Genomic DNA, 23,098 nt, shown 5'->3' on the forward strand with positions numbered 1-23,098 from the left:
CTTGTTTGCCATTTACCCTATTTGGACACGCTACCGCCCATAGCCATATCCTAAATAAGGAAACCGAGGCCCATAAGGTCATTAAAAGGTTGTGAATTTTTGCTCAATCACCGCGCAAACAGTCACTGAGAAAAAATAAAAAACACAAAAAAGCAGGCGGCGAACCGCCTGAGGTTGCTGACAATGTTCAGTGAGTGAAGGGTTGACCGCACCTCGGGCCGCTCCGGTGGCTTACGCCACTACGACCCCAACGGCACGTTTCCCCTTCATTTGACGTTGCCAGCAGTCTAAGCACGCAGTTACCCTAAATAATTCGTGTTGCAGGCCGGCGACGAGCCAACGCACCTGCGGCGCGAAGAATGACGGGTAACTATGCGGTAGCGCGCTCGTTCCAAGAATCGGAATGAATGATGTTGCCGTCTTTGAAGGTCCAGGTGATTTTTTCGTAGCGCAACTCCACCAGTTCCAGGTGGTTGTGCTTCTCTTTAGCTGGGTCTTTAATGTCGTGCATTTTCGGCGCGACTTTGACTACTTTGACGTTTTCCAGTTTGGTGTTGAAATACTCAACTTCCTGGCCAGCGTCATCAATGCGATACCATTTGAACTCGGCGGTTTTCAGCGTCTGACCGGTGGTCACAGCCTTGTACAGATAAGGGGTAGACGCGTCGATTTCTTTGGTGAAAACGAACGGGGTGTGAATGCGAGTACCAGTCAGTTTGCCGGTATTGTTATCAGTTGGGATGTACAGGTTATGGTCCTGTGCCACAATCTCAATGCTGCCCTCGCGGCTTTGCACATCAACAGAACCTTTGATGTCCGCACCGCCGTCGTCTTTCAGCCACAGATAAACTGGAATTGCCATGGTTTACTTCTCCATTTCTTGAGTTGATACGTCACTTTCATCCTGTGACGCTGTTTTTACGTCTGGTACCAGGCAGGCGTCGGCCTGAGGGACCAAACTGATTTCGACACGGCGGTTGGCCGAGCGACCCGCTTCCGTATCGTTAGATTTCAAAGGACGACTCTGGCCATAGCCCTGTACAGCAAAGCAACTTTCTGGAATATCCCCGGTATCGCGCATCCAGTTGCGTACTGATTCCGCCCGTTTAAGTGACAGAATTTGGTTGGATTTTTCATCACCCGTGATATCGGTGTGCCCCGCCACCACGATCAACCAGCCGGGTTTCGCCTTAATCCCGACCAGAGCGTTGATAAGTACTTTGGTGGAGCCGGATTTGAGTTCTGAACTACCCACGCCAAATAGAGACAAACTGTCCAGACGCAGGGTTTTTGGCCCTTGAACAATTCGATTAATCACCGGTGGGGGCGGTGGAGGAGGCGTCCAGCTATTGATAGCAATATCAAGCGGAGCTCTAAGCCGCAGTCCCTGATACAACCCCAGTGACAGGCGCATTGGTGCACCACTGCGGAACCAGTTATCCAACAGATGGGCATCCGCGCGCAGTTGTTGCTGAGCCACAGTTTTAGGGGCGGGAGGCGTGCCGGTGAGTCGGTTATACTGCGACAGATGATCGCCAACGCTCTGAACCAGACGTTGGTTATTGATAAAGGAAGCCAGCAGAGCACACAGTAAAAATACACCGCACAACATGCCTGCCATCTGACAGGTCTGCATCAGACGGGAGACGCCACGACGACGCGGCAGATAAGGCAGCAGCACTTCGGGCAATGGCAGGCAATTTTGATCTGGAGTCACCGCTGGGGTCAGCGTGGTTATGCCGCTAATGTGTGCCTGCCACAAATTACCCTGATTCGCACTTACCGGGGTAAAGCAGTAACCCCATGCACACGGGGTCAGCGAAGGGACATCCCCTTGCCGCTGTGTCAGGATGCTCACAACATGTTCATCAAGCCAGGACAGAAGACTCTCCATCCAGAATACAACGCTCAACCTTTCCTGAACGTTGCGGTCTTGATGCTGACTCCACTCAACCAGCGGAATAATCCCAGCACCCGGTTCCTGAACCTGAATGCCCTTTTGCCCCGACGTGACCGTGTACCAGCGCTCTACCTGTTCTGATGAAGTCGCTGGCGGTGAAAGCCAAGTGCTTATCCAGACTGGAGGGATCCCCGCAAGCCATTCTTTGCACTGCACGATGGCTCGTTGCCAGGCCCGTACCGATTGTGAAAAATCATCCCGACTCTGATGTTGCTCCGGCACGATAGCCAGTAGCACCGAAATCTGAGCAATCAGCGCAGGACGTTCCGCCGCCAGATGTTGTGCGAGCATCGGCAATTGTTCTGGCATTCTTACCGCCAAATACCAGCCTTGACGGGTTTCACGAAAGGACGCTGATGGAGAAAACAGGGCATTGCCGTCACCACAAACCAGTACCACCGCACCCTGAAAATCTTCAGGTGGAAGTGTTGAGTCTGCAATGGACTGGTGAGCCACTTTATTGCGGTTGTGTTTACGCCACTGCAAATAACCGACACCCCCGCTGAGGATGACAGCCAGCATACTCAATGCCACACGGCTACCCGTGCCCAACGGCCAGAAACCCAGAATAAGCCACAGTGCCAGACAGGTGCCCAACAGCAACAGGAGTAACGGTGTTAATCCGCGCATCCGCTAGTGCATCCCTGTCAGTTGAGACACCATGTGCGTCAATCGAGTGGACAACGTGAACCACAGAGCAACCAGTATGACGACGCCCGCGCCCCACGAGAACCAATAGGTTTTGCGTCCAGAGCGCAGACGCAATGAGCGCGAGACCACCGGAGTTTCCTGTGAAAAGGCAAATGGGGGCACCAACAAACTCAGCTTACGCACCACATCTTCTCTGCGCTCGTCGCCCTGCTCCCGGTAACGACCGGCAAAACCTAAAGTCAATGCACGATAAAAACAGGTCAGCACCGCCGTATCCGGTGCAGGCTCCTGCAACACCGTGCGGATCCGTTCCCACAGCTCTTCACCCGCGTTCAGCGTATTGAAGTAGCGAGCCTGAAGTGGGTCTTTCAGCCATTTGGTATAGCCACTGTCTTGTTTTTGGCGGTTTAGGACGCTTTCATCCAGTAATGCACATTGGGTGTACAGCATATGGTCGCAGCTGATTTCGCTGAAACCGGCACGCGACAGCACCTCGCGCGCATCGTCGATCCACGCACAGGCACGACGGTACAAGGCTTCGCCATCTTCAACTTCCTGGCCATTACGCAACTGACTGACCATCAGCCAGCAGGGATAAAAGACTGCATCAACCACCGACGTATTTATTTTGCTCATGAACGTAGCACCGCAAACAGTTCGAGTTTGACATCACCCAGCGAACCTGGGGTGTAGAAAGCACAGTTCCCCGCATCCAGCATGGCCTGCGCGGCTGCCCCCTTGAGGTCAAGGGCAAAATACTGATTCTCCAGACGCAGCGGAATAGCGGCTGGAACATGAGACAGTGGTTTCATCGCCACACCGTTGAGTGCCACATTGACCACATCTGACACATCCTCAACACTGCCCGCCTTGCACAACAGTGGGAACTGGATTTGCAACAGATGATTGGGGATCGAAGAACGAACAGAGAGATAGAAATCAGCCCCTTCGCGCAGGCGGGCATCATGTAATGAACCGGTCCAGAATTGGCCCTCGTGAGCCAGTTCAATCGCCACCATACGTGACGGCAGGCTGGCTTCAAGCAGGGCATCAAGCAAGGTGAACAGCGGCGGGAAAACCTGCTCTGGCGCGTCATGCTGATACAGCGGGATGTCTTCGGCTTTATGCTCAAGGGAAAATGTCAGCAGGCTACCGGCGAGGCGAACCAGTTCGCGATAGAACAGCTCGGGATGGCGGGAAGGCGTCTGATACAACTCCATCAGTACCGGTTCAGCACTGTTTAACGCATTCAGCAGCCAGAACAACGACACATCGGCCACCGCAAAATCGGCCATCCGTTCGTTACTTTCACGGCGCATGGCCATCAGCCGACACCGGCGCGCCTGTAGACGGTGGATTAAATCTCCCAGTTCAGTCAGCACCACCTGACTTGCCGCCAGAGACAGCATTGGGGGGATAAAATTCTCATTCTGCATCCACTGCCCTTGGGCATTGCGCATCAAGCGCACCACTGGACAGGTCAGATAAGCACTATTTTCTTGATGAGCAAAACGCAGCGTAACGGCATGACGCATTATCGCCAGTTCGGTACGTTCGTGACCGGCAAGCTCTTGTACCGTGACCCACTCCTGCTGCCAGCGTCGAGGGCGTGCACTATCCTGACCATCATCCAGATTGCCACCGTTAGCCGAAAGCAGTGGCAATGCTAACACCACATCGACCACATCACGGTCTGACACTGCAGACAAGTCGCAAGCAGGAGGTAAGTTATCCGCCCGCTCAGAATCAATCAGCGTGCCATCAGGGAAGCGAACTACCAGTCTAAGCGCATTCAGGCGGGAAAGCGCCAACGATCCACTGTCGAATGCCGCATCAATGACACCCCATGGGGATGCCAATGTCATATGTGCCACGCTGTCTGCCACATAGGCATCCCAGCGGGACTGTTGCTGGAATTGTTGTGGGGCCAAAAAGGCCCCGTCGTTCCATAACGGACGATAAATTTTCATCGTATCCCCGTTTATGCCTTAGCCTTCGGCATCTGGGAAACCAATGACAAATTCACATCCATGCCTTCCACCTGGAAGTGCGGCACGGCATACAGCTTCACGCGGAAGAAACCTGGGTTGTCTTCGATATCTTCCACCGTGACTTTTGCATCACGCAGTGGATGGGAAGCCTGCAAATCATCACCTGGGTCAGTCATTTCAGTCACTAAAGTGCGGATCCAGTTATTCAGCTCCAGCTCCAGCAGACGGCGATCTTTGGTGGTGCCAATATTTTCGCGCTGGATCAACTTCAGGTAATGCGCAATACGTGACAGTAAGAAGATGTAAGGTAAGCGGGCGTTGATACGGCTGTTTGCGGTGGCATCAGAGGTGTCATACAGCGCTGGCTTCTGGGCGGAGTTGGCCGAGAAGAAGCACGAGTAATCACGGTTTTTGTAGTACGACAGCGGGATAAAGCCCAGGTTGGCAAACTCAAATTCGCGGGTTTCTGGGATCATCACTTCTGACGGGATTTTGACCTGATTACCGGTTCCTAAATCATACAGATGGATAGGCAAGTTAGTGACCGCACCACCGGCCTGAGGGCCACGGATCTGCACACACCAGCCATTTTTGATGAAGCTCTTTACCATATTGGCGGCGAAGGCAAATGAGGCATTAGTCCACAGATAGCGATCGTGGTCTGGCCCTTTCACCTGTTCTACGTAGTTAAAGCTACGCACTGGCACCGTGTCTGGGCCGTAAGGCAAGCGCCCTAGTACCCGCGGCATGGTCAAGCCAATATAGCGGGAATCATCCGAGTCGCGGAAGGCTTTCCACTTGATGTATTCGGCACGGTCGAAGTAGTTACCAATATCTTTGATGGCGGCCACTTCTTCCATGTTCTCTTTACCAAAGAACTCAGGCCCCACTGAGCCGATAAACGGCATATGGGCTGCTGCGGCTACCTTGGAGATATTGCGTAACAAAGCGATATCTTGCGGGCTACGATCGAACTCGTAGTTGGAGATAGCAGCTGCAATCGGCTCGCCGCCGGGGGTGTCGTATTCCTGAATGTAAGTCTGAGTGTAGAGACCGCTTTGCACGATTTCAGGAGCGTCTTCAAAATCCTGCACCAAATGATCTTTACTGATATCCAGCAGCTCAATACGAACGTTTTGACGGAAATCGGTTTGATCGATAAGGGATTTCACACCGCGCCAGGTGGACTCTACACGTTGGAAGTCCGGATGATGCATCACCGCGTCCAACTGACGACTGATTTGGTCATCCAGTGCCGCAATGTGACCATCCAACAAGGTTTTATCCAGCTTTTCCACTTTCTTTGACGACTGCTTAAGCAGGTCTAAAAAGACACTGACGGCGGCAGTAACACGCTCATCAGTGGTCGCTTCCGCCAGCGCTTCGCTGTTCTGGAAGGTATCCAGACCAGTCAATGAGGAGACCGGACTCAGGTTAATCTTTTCAAATAAAGAGGCATAAACGCCTTGGGCTACGGGACGGTTTTTCTCTAATACGGTCGTCGCAGTACCCTGCGCAGCATTTTCCTGTACAGACATCAGCATATTCCTTTTCTTCTTTCTACAAGCAGCCAATCCGGCGATTAACAGTCTTTGGGGGCCAATGCCGCCAGTTCAGCACGCAGCTCATCGCTCAATGCTTCGTCTTTGAGGATATTTTCCAGTTCACGGCGGAAGGTGGCGTTGTCCAGCAAATTGGACTTGAGATCACGCAGCAGATTGCGCATTGCCAGCAAGGCACGCAGTTGTGGGATTTGACGGGCGACGCTTTCCGGTTCGAAATCTTTCATGTCACGGAAAGTTAGGGACACGGCTGTATCGGTGTTATCACCAGCCAGGGTATCAGGTACAGCAAGTTTCAGGCTCGGTTGGAATTCAGCCAAGACACTATCAAAATTGTTTTTGTTGATATTGAGCTTTTCACGCTCAGACAACGAGCGTTGTTCCTGACCGTTGCTGTAATCACCCATCACCAACAACTTTAAAGGCAACTCCATTTTCTTTTGAGCGCCGCCAGTATGCAGATCTAATTTAATATTAATGCGTGCTTTTGGTATTTCATTTTGGAAACTTGAAGAGGACATCGACTTTCCTTATTAGGGGAAGGAAATTTAAGAAATCCACCACTGATAAAATGAATAAGAATAATCTACATTACCCGGCACAACATTCACCGCCCACCGATTAACTCAGCGTGTATTAAAGTGAAAACACTTTGTAGATATCCCTATCCAATCATCGGATGGCATGAAACAGTATCTGGCAGGTATTTTTCACACGCATTAGCATATCAATTAAATACCAGTGCGCGCAGTGTAGAAACATTAGTTTACTAACACCAAATGGTTAAATGTAACTAAAGGTAACAAATTAAAATCAAAAAGCAGCGGATCATAGCATTGATATGTAAGACTTTTCCTTCAATCAAAAGATAAGCCACTACAATTGCAAGGATTAATAAACATCATAAAAATTAAACCTAGGATTTCGGGAGTTTATTGTAGGAATGTTCCCACAAATATTTCCCTCAAAAATGTGATGTGTATTCGGAATATTTTAGAACCAGATAGGTTCACAAAAGGCTTATCTATTATTATCGTGAAACACTTAACCTATAATAACGTAAGAATGACTTATCGGTAGGTAATGTCATAGTGTATTGCAGTCAATTCAATCCACAAAGAGAGATGAGTGGAAAACTGATACGAATGAGGCTCCAGTCCCACTGATACATATATTCACCAACATTTAGTGAGTGCAATCAGAATATTCTGTTCAAGTATAGCCTTGTCTGTACAGGGCTTGCCTTTCCCAGTGTCAGCACTCGTAAGGATACCTGGGAAATTTTAGGATTTAGGGAAAGTGATACACGATACAGCATGGGGTGATTCTAAGAGATGCTAAATGACAAAAGCTAAAGGCATTGTCTGGGATACCGTCAGGGCCAATTTAATATCTGACCCAGAAGTACAAACTGCTTATGAAGTTGAAGAACGTAAAGAGCATTTGCAGGCCATGCTGGCAGAATGCTGTCGCCATGCAGGGTTAATCCGTGCACAAATTGCGAACGAAGAGTCGATTGGATACTGATATGCCCCAGTGACTTTTAGACGTCCTGAAGGGTGCAGCCGGGAGATTTCATGATATGTGTGGTAATAGTAAAGTGGGCCAGCAATCCAAGGCACCTCTAAAACCTATTACTGCGAATATAGTGAATATGAGGAGATATTAGAAGCTCACATCCAGGTCATTATTTTATTTAGAGTGAAGAGTAAACTAGAAAAGGTGTAAATATTTTAAATTAATTAATAAGTTATGTTTTTGATGAAAAAATAAGTGTACCAAGTCGTATTTTACGCGTTACTAAATTAATGATAATTATTTGATTTATAGGCATTTTTCCAATAACACTTCATTATGAACAATATTAAAAAACGTGCCGCTAATCGCGGCACGCTAATTTAATCATACTAATTTTAAGGCATCGCTTTAAATATCAGCTATAAGCATTATATTTCTGTGCTTTCTCACTAAACTCCTGTGAATAATGTTCTCCGGTGATTGTTTTTTCCGGCATAATCCACACTCCCGAATTCATCGAAGTTTTACCATCATAATTAACTGTTTTCTGGCGTAATTCAGAGCCAGAGGATTCCTTTTTAGCCTCTTCAACCCTTTCTTGTTTGGGAGTAGAGCCTTTACCCCCAACAGGTGTGTTCTCAATAAATGTATTGTGACTGGCCGCAGGTTCCTTTGACGTAGGGCGGTTAGTGAAACTTGCTGCCCCCGCACTTCCAGGGCTGCCGATGACAGTCCCCCCTGTACCTGAAGTTGGCAGTTTGCTCCCCGGATCCGTGGCCTGTGTTGATGGAAGCCGATGGTTAGCACCAGAATTGGAGCTGCCAACACTGGTTACTGGCCGGGTGGGGATTTGAACTGTTGGCCACGATGTAACTGGTTTGGATACGACAGGCTTTGGTACTTCAACTATCTCGACTTTCTGAGGCTTAGGCTTAGATACTTCAACTACCTCTACTTTCTGAGGTTTAGGCTTAGATACTTCAACTACCTCTACTTTCTGGGGTTTAGGCTTAGATACTTCAACTACCTCGACTTTCTGAGGCTTAGGCTTAGATACTTCAACTACCTCGACTTTCTGGGGTTTAGGTTTAGATGCAGTACCATGCGTAACCACCCCTGATGGTTTTTGTGCTTCTACAACCTCAACTTTCTGAGGCTTAGGCTTCTGTACACTCTCATGGGTTAACGATTGCACTGGCCGGCTTGGAGTAGAAGTATTCGAGGTCGAACTATCCGATTGACTTGGTTTCGAAGTCGCACTATCCGCTCCCTGCTTCCCTTTTCCTTTCCAACCACCAACAGTAAACGAAATATTATTACTCGCGGTCACTTCATCCTTATTGACCTGAGACATTTCATCACTATTAGTATTTAGCTGGCCTTGTATATTACCGCTAACCGAACCAACATCTATTGTCGCTTTTTGATCTTCCTGATATTCAATTTTTTCAACAGTATTATGATAACCATTAACTGTTGGTATCCCTGTGGTAGACATACCGCCACCACCACCGCTATAAGAACCTTGTTGATCAATACTATCCGATAGTTCCGTTGCATTGATATTGCCTGTAACATCAATATTCCCAGTTTTATTATCAGAAACAATATGCCCACCGGTCAGATTCAAATCACCGCCGGTAGTAATATTGACTTCACCGCTGGTATTAATACCTGATTGCGCACCGGTTAACTGCGAATCATGGTGCTCACCACCTTGACCATAATTAACTGCAACGGTTGGTATCAATCCACCATTGGAGCTAACTGCAACACCTATAGACCCGCCCCATTCCTTACTATCGGCCTGATTATTGACTGTATCCTGAACGGTCTCAATATTCAGATCACCAGCAATATTTAAATTTGCCGTGTCAGATTGAATATTGCCGCCAGCCAGCGTCATATTGCCACCGGTATTCACTTCAATATCGCCGCTATTCAGTGTGGAATTGGTAAAGGTTTTGCTCGACTCTGTTGAACTGGAAGTGCTGCCATGATAGTCAATTGATGCGCCCACGCCAGAACCTTGAGGTGCGACAGATGCTCCCATGCTTAAACCAGCCGAGTGTGAATCAGTTTTCGATTGACCTTCAACCGACGATTCTGCTGCGAGGATATTTAAGTCCCCACCCGTATTAATCTTGACGCTATCTGCGGTTAAGTCGACACCTTTGAGGGTTGTATCTTTATTACTATCAATAGAGACATTTCCTGCCGTAATATTGGTGATATTTTCACTTTTAGCGGTGCTTGAGCTACTGCTTGTCGTCGTGTCTGCGCCAATCGTCACCGAGCCGCCGAGCAAATCATTAAAAGCGATGTTAGATAGACTACCCGCAACTTCTGCGGCAGTTAAGCCAGCATCAACATTTTTGCCTTCATTACCCTTAGCAGCAAGATTGAGTTCTTTATCAACAGCATCTGCTATTGAACTATGTCCTTCGCCCTTCATACCAATGAAAGTTGTCGTTTCTTCACTGGTAGTTTTCACTTCATCTTCATACTTGGTTGATTTAACTTCGTCGGCCTTAATGCTAAGCCCACCTTCAGTAGTGAAATCCCCCCCACCAATATCAACTACACCACCGGCCTCCAGCGCGATAGAGTCAGTAAAATTAAGTGATGCATTCTTGTTGGAAGTTGTCTGCTCAGTATCTTTCTTGGTTGTTGTTTCTACTCCCGCAGTAAAACCAGCAGTAGAGGTTGTTGGTGCACGACCCGGCCTTTTACCACCCGCATTACTAATATTTGAACCCAGATTATCATGCTCGCCGCTACCAACATGGCTACTATCCCCATCAAGGCTGCTGACCGAATACTCTGCTGACTGTCCAACACCACTCGCATTTGCACCAAAGATGACTTCTTGACGGTCAACCGTTGTTTCTGAATAGGTGTAATCTTGTGAGGTTTGGACATCTAGGTCTCCTGCTGCTTTCAGCTCTCCAGATTGTGCATTGTATTCGCCACCTTTAAGAACAATATCCTTAGCTGAATCAATAGTGAATTTACCGCCCGCATTGACAGAACTGTCAACACTTGTCGCACTGGAACTCACTGTTGTGGTCGTTTCATGGCTCAGGAAACCTGTATCAGTATGTTTATAATCATAACTACCATCAACTTCGTATAGGTTATTAAAAGTCACATCACCTTCGGTTGATGTTAAGCTAATATCATTAGCTGCCGAGATATCAACGGCATTGACCGTAATATCTTTTGCAGTCATATCAATATTCCCACCGGCAGTAATAGCATCATCATAGATATGATACTTTTGCTGACCTGAATCATTAGATCCCTGACTGGCAGTTAACTCAACGGAACCATTCTCAGCTTGTAATGTAAGATCATTACCGGCATGCAATCCTGCACCACTATTATTAATTGAGCCATCAGTAGAAACTAGCGATAGGTCACCACCTGAAGAGATACCACCATTCATACCAATACTACTATTATTAATATCACCTTCAGACTTGATAGAAATATTGCCGCCAGCGCTAATCTGACCATTAACGTTACTGAAAGAATCAGCATCAATATCTATATTACCGCCAGCATGAACTGTGGCTGAACCGTCATAAAGGCCGCTGCTTAATTGATCTATAGTGGTCGTAGCAAAGTAAATTTTAGGCGCAAGGACCGGCGTACCATCAACATATTCAGTGACAAACCAAACAATATCTTTGTCCAGGGCCGCAATTTGATCGTCAGTTAAACCCTCACCAACAGTAAATCCTTCAACACCATTAACTGTAGCGGCATTTGACATTAATTTTTCGACTAAATCTTCACCATCTACTCCATCTCTGACACTGAAGAATGAACCTACAGACTCATTAATCTGACGTCTAATGATTTCACTAATAAAGTAGTTATCACCGATAACGATAACGGGCTTATCTGGTGCATATCCAATCTGGTCAAAGAAATAATCCGTGCCAAAGAAAAGGCTCTGATCAATAAACTCTGTGCGCGTCTCATAGAAAGGATAGATAGCGTTACTACTTTGATCTTTGACACTGACATCAAGATCTATATCCTTCCATCCCTGAGATACAATAAACAGCCCTTTAATTTGTGCTAGTTCCGTATAGGTTTTGGTGGTGCTCAACCCTTTGGTAATTTCTGCTATTGATTTCAAACCAATATTAACTTCGTAAGGATTTTGCGTTACTTCAATTGTTTTATCACCTACCTCTACGGTAATTTTTTGGTCAGCACCACTAACACCATGCAAACCATTTTCGAACACACCATTATTATGGATTAAATTACCACCGGCTATAATGGCGCCTTTATTATCAGGCATGCCATAGTCTTTTAAGTTTTTTAACCCATTATTATCAGACTTAATTAACGATGCCCACTGCTGTTGCAATGCGCTATCAGGTTGAGATAACCAGGCATCACCAAAGAGCCTATTCATAACACTATTTAACTGCTGGTTATTGCCAGAGAATTTTTTTAGCGCGCTAATGGCATGGTTATTATACTTTACGATATCTTTCTGTAAGCTATCTTTAAAATCATCTGATGGTAAGCCATTGCCTAATAGAAAATCTAATAGATTATAAATAGAATCAAACTGAGCAGTCCCAGAATCACCACCGATAGAATTCCAAGAGAACTCTAAGACTATAGGCTTAGATAAAGATCCAGTTAAATATTCATAAAAGGATTTCTCATTAACCTCAGGAGAATTATATACGTTACCAGAGATAACCATATCTTTTCTTGATTGAATTATTCCGCCTTTATTTTTTAACTCTGGACCAGCGTAAGAGATATCCTTTTTCTGATTAATATACAAATTTCCATTAGCTGATATTTCAGCCATGGAATTCAACTGTAAATTTCCGACCCACGTAGGTATCCCCCCGTCGAGCTTGAAATAGTATTTTGTCGTACAGAAAATCCCAGCACACCAATCAACCGAACTACTCGCCACCTCACTAGGCCCAGCCACCCAACCAGGGTTATCATAATTACTAGTATTTTCAATAAGTTGAGCATCCAGTGCCATATCACCTTCAGAGCGAATAGTTCCAGCATTGTTCTTAATGTTTTTTGCATGAATAGCCATGTTATTCATACTAAGAACATTGGCATTATTTTCATTTATAAAACTACCATTTCTGGCATCAATATTAATGTCACTTTTTGAAAATAATAAACTACCTGCTTTGTTAGTAATATCCTTAGCTTTAAGGCTCAAATCCCCAAGGCTTAATACAGAAGAGTTATTATCTATATTTCCATCTGCCGACAGGAATAAATCAGCTGCTGTTTCAAGGATTCTATCAATTATGATAGAACCTGTCACATTCAGATCAAAATGACTCTTAGCATTAAGATCACCACTACTTTCGTTATATGTATAGTTACCAGCGTTGCCGGATAACCCCAAACTGAGTTTATTTCCGCTAAAAATTGAACCACTATTATTATTAAAATAATTGGTTAATTTTATTAGTAAATCAGAGATAGTATCAACTTGGCCATTACTATTATTAAATTCACTAGCAGTAAGAGACATGTTATTCGCAGAAATTACCGAGCTATTGTTATTAATAGTTTTCGCTACTAAGGAAATATCTCCATCTGAGGCAAGCGCTGCACCATTTTTGTTTTCAATTGTTGTGGCATTTATTTCAATCCCTTCAGATGAGAAAATAACCGCACTTTCTTTACTTTCATTTGTGTTGTTATTAATAACATGAATAGCATTTAATGCAAGAGTATTTACTGACTGAATAATTGAGTTATTATTAATCAAGGTGTTTATCTTATCAAAAGATAAATAACTATCAGAATTAATGATTGCTAATAGAGAATTAACAATCTCTCCGACATTAACAATCATTATTTTACCAGCATTGATGATACCAACATTACTACTGCCATCTCCGGTATTCTCAAGCCTATCAATATCAGTAATCGACAAACTGTTACCTGAATATAGTACACCATGATTCTTAATCAGCATTGAACCGGTAATATTTAAATTATTATCAGAGGTTAACATGCTGCTAGCATCATTAATTATGTGTTTTATCTGCTCTAAATTAAGTAAGTCACCCAAAGATGAAATATAACTTCCACCTGTATTTTCAAGTAAACCGACAGACCTAATATCAATATTATTTGCAACAATACCCGAACCAGATGATTGAGTCGTTCCAGTACCAGAATTTAGCAATACATCTACATTATCAATATATATTGAGTCATCTGCATTTATCAGACCATTTGTATTGGTAATTTTTCCGATGCTCGACAACTTTATATTACCAGAAGAAAGCATCGAGGCATTAGTGTTAACTAACTCATCTGCATTGCTGATAACCAGATTATCACTGGTAAGCATCATTGCATTTTCGCTATTGTTGATTTTTTTTACTGCATCAAGTGTTAAATCAGCAGCCTGAATAAGAGAGTTATCTCCAGCATTAATCAGTTCATTGACATTGCTTAATTTTAATGAGCTATTAGCAACAATCATGCCACCATTGGTATTGGTGACTTTGTTTAAATTGTCAGAAACAATCGAATAACCTTGAATTAAGCTATTGTTATTATTTATATTAACCTTTTTACTACCTTTGCTATTTATATTTAATGTATTACCTGCGATTATCTCAGCGTTATTTTGATTATTAAGTTCTTTGGTGATATTTAGCACTGCATCCTTTTTCGCCAGAATACTGCCACTGTTATAAATACTGTCACTTGAAATGGTTAAGTTATTATCAGCATTAATATCCCCGCTATTATCCAGTAAAGAATCATCGCCAGATAAAGTAATAGATGTCTCGTTACCTGAGAGTAGCCCACTATTTTTAGCAACACTACCGTTGACAGCTAAATTTAATGAACTTTCTGAAGATATGATTTTCCCACTATTATCAAATTCATTAGTCTTAATAGTGATATTTTTTTCGGCTTGTAATTTACCTTTGTTAATTAATGAGCCAATATCAATATTAACAGCCTGGGAAGAAAACATATCCCCTGAGTTGCCAAAGTGTGAAGACACAATATCCAATGAGCCACTGGCACTAATCATCCCATTATTTTCAAATGTATCATTAATATAAAAATTCAATGATCCATTTTTAGTATTGATGCCAGCATTACTGTTTAAAAGAGAATTTGATTTTACAGTAACATTACCCGACTGACTGCTAATTGATGCATCTGAACTGATAGATGCCGCACTAACAATGGAACCATTGACAGAAACGACATATTCACCATTGACCAATGTGATAGTGGCATTATCAATTTTATTACCTGCTGCATCAAGTGCAAATAAATTACCACTGATGTTGTACTCACCTTTAACATCAATATAAATTGAAGTAACCTCAATAGGGCTATTATTACTACTCATAGCTATAATACGTGACGCATTTTGTAATAGTGAGTCAGCATTAATTCTGATATTGCCTTTTTCTGCAATTGCATCAGCATTCAATCTGAGCTGAGATAAGGCTCGAATAACAATATCATTGCTGCTAACAATACCACCATATCCGGTAGCATCGTTCATCGCTATATCTATATTGTTACCGGACAAATTGACATCACCATTTTGACTTTTGATACCGGTCAATACCAGATCGCCATTTGCGGAGATCTCAATGCCTTGATTGCCAACAATACTCCCTTTATGATGTACGCCAACACCGCTTTCGGTACTGATTAGTTGAATTCTTCCACCATACATTGAACCTAATGAACCGCCATCAATAGATACTTTTGGGGTATTACTCGATGATTGACTATGTACCTGATGTTTACGCGTCTTGGTATCGTAATTATTGAGTCCGGTAATCACATTAATATCTGCTTTACCCGAGATTTCACCATCAAGTTTTACTGTCCGGCTAACCATATCAAAATGAGTCAATCCTTCAGTAGATAGGCCCTGTCCCTCAATGCCAATCATGCCTTTATCAACTTTCAACTGAATATTACCGTCGGAACCGTAGGCAACGCGTCCTGTACTCAGTGTAAGATTATTGGCATTGATAGTTGATACACCGTTTACCGTAATACCATTTTCGTTAGCAATAATAAGATCTGCGCTTTTACCAAACACTTCCATTGTGCCATTTAGTTTGGAACCTTTTGCCCCAGTTACCTCACTAATGATTGCACTGGCCTCTTGCTGTAACTGACCATTCTTTATGACAAAGCCGCCGATCTGACTCACGCCATCTTGCATACTATTGTTAAATATCAGGCCATCCGGCCCCACATTAAACTCATCAAATTTATTATGCGAAATACCATTATCATTCGGATTAACAATATTAACCACCGGTGTATCATTAGCCGATTGATTCATATTCGGCGTATTACCCGTGTGGTCTGGAATAATATTCGCATAAGCCAAACACGGTAGTGATGTGGCCATAGCTAAATAGATAGGGCACAGTTTTTTGTGCAAATTTTCTGGCGTCAGTCGTTCAAGAATAGATGACTGAGACTTATGGGGTGCAGTTTTATATTTACTCATCATTTATTTTCCATTTTGCAAAAAAGACTTATTGATAACAATCACCTAATAACATCAAAATCTTAGGTCAAATCTATAATTTAATGTTTTGGAATCAATATTAGAATTACGTAACATCGCTGGTTTAGTTAGTGGATAACCCAATGTTAATGAAGTTGAAAAGTGACTACCTGACGCTTTGGCACCAATAGCGGCACCAGTAATATACTCAGCAGGACAGGTATCCATATTATCAATGCAGTTATTTTTAATATATCCGAGGTCATAACCTGCAAAAGGTGATATCTGCCAAACACCAAATTTATTTATCATAATTGGCATTTGTATTGTATTAGATATATAACCGCCATTATGCCCAGAGATATAGTCCTCCTTATATCCACGAACGGTATACTCATCACCAATAGTTTGTTTTAAATCACTGACTAATATATTTTTAGTAAATTGGAAACCTGAGTTCAATTCATATGCAAAGCCAACTCTACCCACCTGCATCAGAGTTTTAGACCAACTCAGCAGCCCATTATACTTAGTGTAATTTATGTCGAATCCTTTTAGGTCTGGCTCATCTTTCCAGGCAGCACCAAACCACGGAACACCTTTAGTCGTACTTAAATCCCAAAATAGGCCACCATCAAACAGTGTTCCGACCCGGTTAACCCCTAACGTTAAACTGCTGTATTTTTTACTGCTTACACCAATTTTTGAACCTTGGATCTTATTAAGATTATCTCGTCCTTCCACTTTTGCGTAAGCACTGAATCGCCCCACAGCATCACGAAAAAGAACTCGGGATAACTTGGCTGAGGCTCTTTGAGATGTTCCTTCACTTTCATAACCACCAAAATAGCCACCAATAACTTTGAAATATTCTGACCGATAGAAATTTGTATCTAACAACCAATAACCCAGGGGCAAGCTATGGCTAATAGACCATGAATTTTGTTTATCAGTTTCTGCATGCAGATCATTATGTGCATAGTAAAATGCCAGTGAATCATTAAAACCTACGAAATTATTAATTGTGAGTGTAGAATTATATTGATTCCATCCATCAGACTTCTTACCTGAATTATTCACACCTAAGGCTACAGAAATAGGAAAATAATCTGAGTTTTTTAAATCTAAAACTGAATATGAGGACTCTTCAGAAGGAATAATCTCTAATCGAGCTGTTTTAGAAACCCGTAATAAATTATCCAGACCTTGGTCAATATCGGAGATATTAAGTTTTTTACCTTGAGAAAACGGCATCGCACTAAATAATCTGGTTTTGTCGGAAAAAGAAGGCGTTTCGCCTTCAACACTAAAACTGGCAATTTTTCCCCATAAAACCTGAAGCGTGAGTACACCTTCACGTAAATTCCCTTTCTTTACAGTAACGAGAGTTGTTGCATAGCCTTTACCAATATAAAAATTGGTTAAGTCTCTTACTAAAGCCATAATCTCTTGTTGCCCCATTTCAGTATTTAGAAATCGATTGATAATTTTCTGTCTCTGAGGTGAGTGCATATAAATATCATCATCCTCTATATTTATATGATGTATGAGAAACTTAATGCCAGAGCGAAGAGAGTCACTTTCATTTTTATTTTCATCACTTGATGAAAGGCTTTGATTCCGTATTTCAAGCTCTCTGGCTTTTTCCTCTGAAATCATATTCCTGGTACGGCTTCTTTCAAGGCGGTCTAATTCTCTTGAAGCATCCAATGATGGGGAGGGATTTCCAACCAATGGACCTTCAGCGTAAGTTCTTGTACATAATATTGATGTAATCCCTATTATGAATATTGTGAAATACTTCCCCATGTTGCACTCCAAAAAATCGTATTTATTGTATAGTTAAATTAAAATAAACTCGTCCAGCAACATTGCCAGAAGTAATATTTGCGCGGTCAGTAATAAACAGCTGTGCATTATATTTAAGTATTTCAGTTGCACCTGCGTCTATTGAATATGCATTTGATAAACCGCCAGTAACACCCTGCGCTGTAATTCCATTAGCAGATAACATTTTAGTACCAATACCTTTAGCTCCTCCAGATGACGCAAGGATGGTATTTGCTATAAATCCTGTAGCTGAACCTACAGGCTGCTGATCAGCAACTTGAAATGCTATTTTTACTGAAGAGTTTTGTGGACATTTGATATAAATATTAAAGGGGATTTTATCACCTTGCTTTGATGTTCCCTGAAAATCAGAAATAGAATAACTTCCTAAATCAACACTAATTTCAGGATTCTCTACCATGCATGCCTTAGAAACTATATTAATATCAGTTGCCAAAGAGATAGTTAATAACGTGACCGTATTACTTGTTTCATTAACTGCTTTTAGAACTACATCAGCAATTTTTCCACTTGGTATCGTTCCTGCACTAATTCTTCCAATCTGGATAAACTCAATCAATAACTCATCAGCAGACTCAGTACAGTTATTCGAGCAATTATAACTTAATGGAAAAGCCGTTGCGCGCGTAACCGGCCATATTATCTTGATACCAAGACCTGGTATTTCAGTGGTGTAGACATCTCTAATGCTAGATTGTCCCGCTGTAGGTCTGGTATAGTTTGCAGTGTAACTATTCAAAACATTTTGGCCACAGTTATAATTTAATTCCGGAATACTGATCCTCTGACTACCAATAATAGTGCCAGAAACACCATCAGTGGCAGGGTTAAGCTGACCAATACTCACAAATGCTTGATGTTCTGGCCCACTACATGATGCCGCAATCGCAGGAACACTCATCAAGGAAATAGATATAACAACTGGAATTAGTATTATCTTTAAAATTTTCAACATGGTTATTCTCAACCTTTAAATATACTTTCTTCATTGTTGCATAGAGCATTAATAGTTTTTATATTCTCGGTATCACTATGGATCTCAGGAGAATACTCGACAAAACATCGGTTTTCACCTTGCTTATTTGTCCATACAACAGACATTTTTTGGGGGGTGTTATCAGACATAATGACATTACCTCCCTGGCCTATAATTCCTACAGAAGTACCTTTGTCGTTATAAATAATCGACCCAAAAGGAGCGAACTCTCCATTTTTTCTGCTAATTTTTAATATATGATTGTTAACACTTTTAGTTTCAAATCTTATCAATACAGAAGCACCTGCGGTGGGAACAACTTTCATTCTGTCTTCCACTATTTCTATATTTGCAGGAGCATTTTTAGAGCTTACTGTTATTTCGTTAATTGCAAACGGGCTAAGAGAAGGAATAATCGCATAACCATTTTTTGCGACACGTGAATTTAAGTATGGATAAACACTTGCTCCAGTTGCACCTTTTGCTTCAACGATACCCACAGTGTCACTAATTGAGTGAGATAGATTAATACCGCCAGCATGTGCAACAACAGCACCACTAAGGTTAAATGAAGCCATTGAACCAGATTTGCTCTGACTATAACTGGCATTAATTAAAGCCGAACCGGCATTATATCCACCATTGACTCCAACATCATTATCATCGTGGCTACCAACACCAATCCAACTACCATAACTATATTCTTTATTTTTACCTGCAAGACCACTTATGGATGTTTTTAATCGAGACTCTCTTTCACTGTGGCTGAGTGATGATGTTAATATAGGTCTACTCGTATTTTTACCACTTGATTTTATAGGGATACTGAATGCCAATCGGAAAACATTATCACCGTTGCCATAACTATTGTTTGACCTATTAAAACTTAAGTTGTAATTAACTGATCCTATGTTATTAGCATATCCAACTTGGTAGTTAATATTGTTTTTTTGATTTCCCAGCCAGTACCTACCAAAATAGCTTGATAAGTTAAAACTTCCCCAACCGGGTTCAAGCTCCTGATTTATACTTGCTTCGAAAACTTCCCGGTAGTTTTGAACACTTATTTTCTGACCTTTTTTCTGAGCATCAATGATGTATAACGCATCCATCAAAGTATAATAGTCACTACTAGAATATCGGTAAGCCATTAAATTAAAACTTGTTTTTGTTGGTTCGATTAATTTAGCCAGGCTGGCTTTTACACTCATGTTACAGAAAGTGCTGCATTGATCTTCTTGAGTACTAATAGAGTGAAATGAGCGAGTCAAATCAAGGCCAAGCGCTCCAATAGGCGTATTTATGGCTAATCCACCATTAATAGCTGAATAATCACTGGATGCTGTTGTTTGTACACCACCATAGGCGGTAACATAATCGTTCAGACCATACTGATATGTACCTTCAAATAACATGGGATTATCAGAAAAATTCGAATTCCTGATTTCGCCCAATGTTGTCGCATATTTTGAATAGCCAGCACGTAATAATTGAGGAATGCTTGAGTATGGTACAGTTTGTGTTCTGACCGTCCCGTTAGCTTCTCTGATAATAACTTCAATGCTGCCACTATAACCTGCCGTATTTAAATCAGTTATAACAAATTCACCTGGCGGTACATTGGTCTCATAGATGACATTACCGTTCTGCATAACGGTAACTAAGGCATTCGTATTAGCAATACCTCGAACTGTGGGTGCATAACCACGCATCGAGTCAGGTAACATGCGATCATCAGTGTACATACTGACACCACGAATCGGTGTTGTGTTAAACATGATTCCCGTCGTGTTAACATCACCAATAGTCAATTGAGATAAATTTGCCGCGATTGAGCGTTGCAGATAGGCAGATTGATTATTCCAATTAGTGCCATGGCTATTACTTGAATCAAGAGTGCTATTAGTATAGAGCCGCCAGGCATCTAACTTTACTGACGAGGTTAAATTACCATAATAATATTGCTCGTTTTTACTACTTAATTCAGCATGGTTACTATTTCTCAACGTTGAAGCATTAACTCCATATGAAAGTGTTAATGCTGGCACCCCTTCATCCCATAGTTCTGGTGAGACATAGCCATATGGCGTGTTTTTTATATATAATTGTGGAATACTTAAATAAATCTTTTGATCTTCACTATCAAAATTTACTTTTGCACCAGAGATAATACCCTGAATATAAATACATTCATTGTCTTTCCAGCTTTCAGGAAGCAATGTTGTATCTATATTAAAAGAGATTATATCTTCAATTTTAAAACATGCCTGCGCGTCTTGTTTGTCATCTTTAATTATGAAACTCACATTTCTTTGTTCTATATCTTTTGAGTTCAAATTAATATCAACCAGATAAATACCTTCTTTGACATTATCTTCTCCATTATAATCAGAAAGATTTAAATCATGGTCAAAGAAATTCATGAAATTCGAGTCAAATTTAGTATTTTTTTTGACGCTCACAGATGTATCGTTAGCTAATGCATTACTAAGTAAGGTACTAATAAACGATAGAAAAAGGAGTGTTCCATTTTTTAGTTTTTTGTTCATAGGAATTTATTCTAATTTTCTTCTGACGTATATTCATACTTTAGGTTTGAATAACAACTTCTTTTTGAACAAACGCACCTAAATCAGTAATATATGTGTAGTTAAGTTTAAAATTATCAGCATTCGATTTTAACGCATTAAATACAAACTCAGCACTTGAATAAGGTTTAATTATGCCACCAGATAACTCTATATTTTCATTGGCATTTACTAAGGATAGTTTAGCCATTGATACATGATATGGATTATTATTACTCCCCTTAACATATATTTTATTACCAACTTTACGCGCACTCCATGTGACCTGCTCTGCAGCATATTCTGGAGTGGATTTCAAATCCGTTGGTCTATAAAAGAATTTAATCTTTGTTCTGATGGCAAAATTTAGCTTATTCTTCAATTTACTATCGGATTCAGGTGGAATATCCAGCACATTGAGCCATAGCATCGTTTCTCGGTCGCTGGGAAATTTTTCCTTGGTAGTATCGGTTTTAAATACTCTAAAGGTTTTCCCTTTTCCAACATTAATACGTGCAACTGGTGGGCTAAAAACAAAAGTTAGATCTTCTTTTTCTACTTGTTTTTGACCATCACTATCATTATCACTTTCAAGCCATACTTGAGTTAATGATGGTGTATTCCCCATGTTATTAACTCTAATAACTTGTTCCTTCTCCTTCTCATCAAAAATAATTCTAGTTGCCATTATCTGTACTGAGGCATGTGCCAAGTTCACTCCTAACAGAAGTAAACCTGTTAGAATCACTTTTGGTAACTTCATGGTATAACCTTTATTCTTTATAATAAATAATTTGGCTGGGCTCAATAATGAGCCCAAATCATTCTTTAGTTATATGCAACTGAGTAGACAACGCTAGTTTCGACATCACCAGCGCTAGCTGCGCCATCTGTCGCAACATACTGGGCCCAATAATCAAACCGGGCAGTATTAGAAGTAATCACCTGCGGCTGATGAGAAATTTGTCCGTTATTCAAATTCAAGGGATTTTTATCATGATTTAAAATAGCAATTTGAACATTCTTTGCTGCACCGCTGCTATTGGCCATATTCTTTAGACGGCCAGTAACTGGATCGATAGCTGTGCTCTGTGCTCTTTCATATATAATGTTTGCCGTCTTACCATCCGTACAGTTTGAACCGCTTAATTTAATATAAAATTTAGTATCTCCGGCTTTCTCTTCTGCTACAGTTAAAGCTGAGGTGCTGACCTCTTTTAGACCAACAGTAAAGTCGCCACCTTGTGATGCCGAACCATCTTCAGTCCCCCCTGTAACCACGCAGGTAACATCTGAAATTTTTCCAGTAAATGAAATCGTGCCATCATCGGCTGCAGAGAGATTACTATTGAGTAGTAGCATTGAGGCGGTTGCTAGTACTGTTTTTTGAAAGATCGAACCATATGATGGTCGCATAGTGAAACTCCATAAAATTAAATAATATAGATAAATTGTGCCAACATTTTCTGTATCTATAATAGATTTAAAT

General features: G+C 41.9%; 13 protein-coding genes. 1 reads left to right on the top strand and 12 read right to left on the bottom strand.

The window, feature by feature from the left end; translation table 11 throughout:
• Window positions 1-370 precede the first annotated feature (370 nt).
• Genes FTB31_RS20810 through tssB form a run of 6 tightly spaced genes read right to left on the bottom strand, consistent with a single transcriptional unit; the run spans window position 371 to window position 6,685 of the window.
• Entirely contained in the window at window positions 371-862 is a 492-nt protein-coding gene (locus FTB31_RS20810; protein ID WP_077175277.1) for an Hcp family type VI secretion system effector, read from the bottom strand.
• Between the two features lie 3 nt (window positions 863-865).
• Window positions 866-2,590, bottom strand: a complete 1,725-nt coding sequence (locus FTB31_RS20815) for an OmpA family protein (protein ID WP_227731745.1) — start codon at window positions 2,588-2,590, stop codon at window positions 866-868.
• A gap of 3 nt (window positions 2,591-2,593) precedes the next feature.
• Entirely contained in the window at window positions 2,594-3,247 is a 654-nt protein-coding gene (tssL, locus tag FTB31_RS20820; RefSeq protein ID WP_077175275.1) for a type VI secretion system protein TssL, short form, read from the bottom strand.
• Window positions 3,244-4,581 (bottom strand): type VI secretion system baseplate subunit TssK, encoded by a 1,338-nt coding sequence (tssK, locus tag FTB31_RS20825; protein ID WP_077175274.1) that lies wholly within the window; start codon window positions 4,579-4,581, stop codon window positions 3,244-3,246. The genes tssL and tssK overlap by 4 nt, the downstream gene beginning before the upstream one ends.
• A gap of 11 nt (window positions 4,582-4,592) precedes the next feature.
• Entirely contained in the window at window positions 4,593-6,146 is a 1,554-nt protein-coding gene (gene tssC / locus FTB31_RS20830) for a type VI secretion system contractile sheath large subunit (RefSeq protein ID WP_227725855.1), read from the bottom strand.
• A 38-nt stretch (window positions 6,147-6,184) separates the two neighbouring features.
• The gene (gene tssB / locus FTB31_RS20835; protein WP_077295790.1) at window positions 6,185-6,685 is read right to left on the bottom strand and encodes a type VI secretion system contractile sheath small subunit; all 501 of its coding nucleotides are present in this window, start codon (window positions 6,683-6,685) and stop codon (window positions 6,185-6,187) included.
• An 820-nt stretch (window positions 6,686-7,505) separates the two neighbouring features.
• Between tssB and FTB31_RS20840 the strand changes: the two genes are divergently transcribed.
• A complete protein-coding gene (locus FTB31_RS20840) occupies window positions 7,506-7,691 on the top strand; it encodes a hypothetical protein (protein WP_227722138.1) in 186 nt (61 codons plus the stop codon).
• Window positions 7,692-8,097: 406 nt separating this feature from the next.
• Here the strand turns inward: FTB31_RS20840 and FTB31_RS20845 are convergent, their stop codons facing one another.
• The 6 genes from FTB31_RS20845 to FTB31_RS20870 form a co-directional block, all read right to left on the bottom strand.
• Window positions 8,098-16,218 (bottom strand): two-partner secretion domain-containing protein, encoded by an 8,121-nt coding sequence (locus tag FTB31_RS20845; RefSeq protein WP_227731746.1) that lies wholly within the window; start codon window positions 16,216-16,218, stop codon window positions 8,098-8,100.
• A 51-nt stretch (window positions 16,219-16,269) separates the two neighbouring features.
• Entirely contained in the window at window positions 16,270-18,024 is a 1,755-nt protein-coding gene (locus FTB31_RS20850) for a ShlB/FhaC/HecB family hemolysin secretion/activation protein (RefSeq protein ID WP_227731747.1), read from the bottom strand.
• Window positions 18,025-18,046: 22 nt separating this feature from the next.
• A complete protein-coding gene (locus tag FTB31_RS20855; RefSeq protein ID WP_227731748.1) occupies window positions 18,047-19,021 on the bottom strand; it encodes a fimbrial protein in 975 nt (324 codons plus the stop codon).
• An 8-nt stretch (window positions 19,022-19,029) separates the two neighbouring features.
• Window positions 19,030-21,591 carry a fimbria/pilus outer membrane usher protein gene (locus FTB31_RS20860; RefSeq protein ID WP_227731749.1) on the bottom strand — a complete coding sequence of 854 codons (2,562 nt, stop codon included), beginning with the start codon at window positions 21,589-21,591 and terminating at the stop codon, window positions 19,030-19,032.
• 40 nt (window positions 21,592-21,631) lie between these two features.
• A complete protein-coding gene (locus FTB31_RS20865; protein WP_227731750.1) occupies window positions 21,632-22,372 on the bottom strand; it encodes a fimbrial biogenesis chaperone in 741 nt (246 codons plus the stop codon).
• 65 nt (window positions 22,373-22,437) lie between these two features.
• Entirely contained in the window at window positions 22,438-23,025 is a 588-nt protein-coding gene (locus FTB31_RS20870; protein WP_077175267.1) for a fimbrial protein, read from the bottom strand.
• Window positions 23,026-23,098 lie beyond the last annotated feature (73 nt).

The sequence above is a fragment of the Yersinia proxima genome (assembly GCF_902170785.1).
Taxonomy (GTDB): Bacteria; Pseudomonadota; Gammaproteobacteria; order Enterobacterales; family Enterobacteriaceae; genus Yersinia; species Yersinia proxima.

Coding starts and splice junctions, on each gene's coding strand:
- FTB31_RS20810 (WP_077175277.1), bottom strand. CDS start 862: ATGGCAATTCCAGTTTATCTGTGGCTGAAAGACGACGGCGGTGCGGAC.
- FTB31_RS20815 (WP_227731745.1), bottom strand. CDS start 2,590: ATGCGCGGATTAACACCGTTACTCCTGTTGCTGTTGGGCACCTGTCTG.
- tssL (WP_077175275.1), bottom strand. CDS start 3,247: ATGAGCAAAATAAATACGTCGGTGGTTGATGCAGTCTTTTATCCCTGC.
- tssK (WP_077175274.1), bottom strand. CDS start 4,581: ATGAAAATTTATCGTCCGTTATGGAACGACGGGGCCTTTTTGGCCCCA.
- tssC (WP_227725855.1), bottom strand. CDS start 6,146: ATGCTGATGTCTGTACAGGAAAATGCTGCGCAGGGTACTGCGACGACC.
- tssB (WP_077295790.1), bottom strand. CDS start 6,685: ATGTCCTCTTCAAGTTTCCAAAATGAAATACCAAAAGCACGCATTAAT.
- FTB31_RS20840 (WP_227722138.1), top strand. CDS start 7,506: ATGACAAAAGCTAAAGGCATTGTCTGGGATACCGTCAGGGCCAATTTA.
- FTB31_RS20845 (WP_227731746.1), bottom strand. CDS start 16,218: ATGATGAGTAAATATAAAACTGCACCCCATAAGTCTCAGTCATCTATT.
- FTB31_RS20850 (WP_227731747.1), bottom strand. CDS start 18,024: ATGGGGAAGTATTTCACAATATTCATAATAGGGATTACATCAATATTA.
- FTB31_RS20855 (WP_227731748.1), bottom strand. CDS start 19,021: ATGTTGAAAATTTTAAAGATAATACTAATTCCAGTTGTTATATCTATT.
- FTB31_RS20860 (WP_227731749.1), bottom strand. CDS start 21,591: ATGAACAAAAAACTAAAAAATGGAACACTCCTTTTTCTATCGTTTATT.
- FTB31_RS20865 (WP_227731750.1), bottom strand. CDS start 22,372: ATGAAGTTACCAAAAGTGATTCTAACAGGTTTACTTCTGTTAGGAGTG.
- FTB31_RS20870 (WP_077175267.1), bottom strand. CDS start 23,025: ATGCGACCATCATATGGTTCGATCTTTCAAAAAACAGTACTAGCAACC.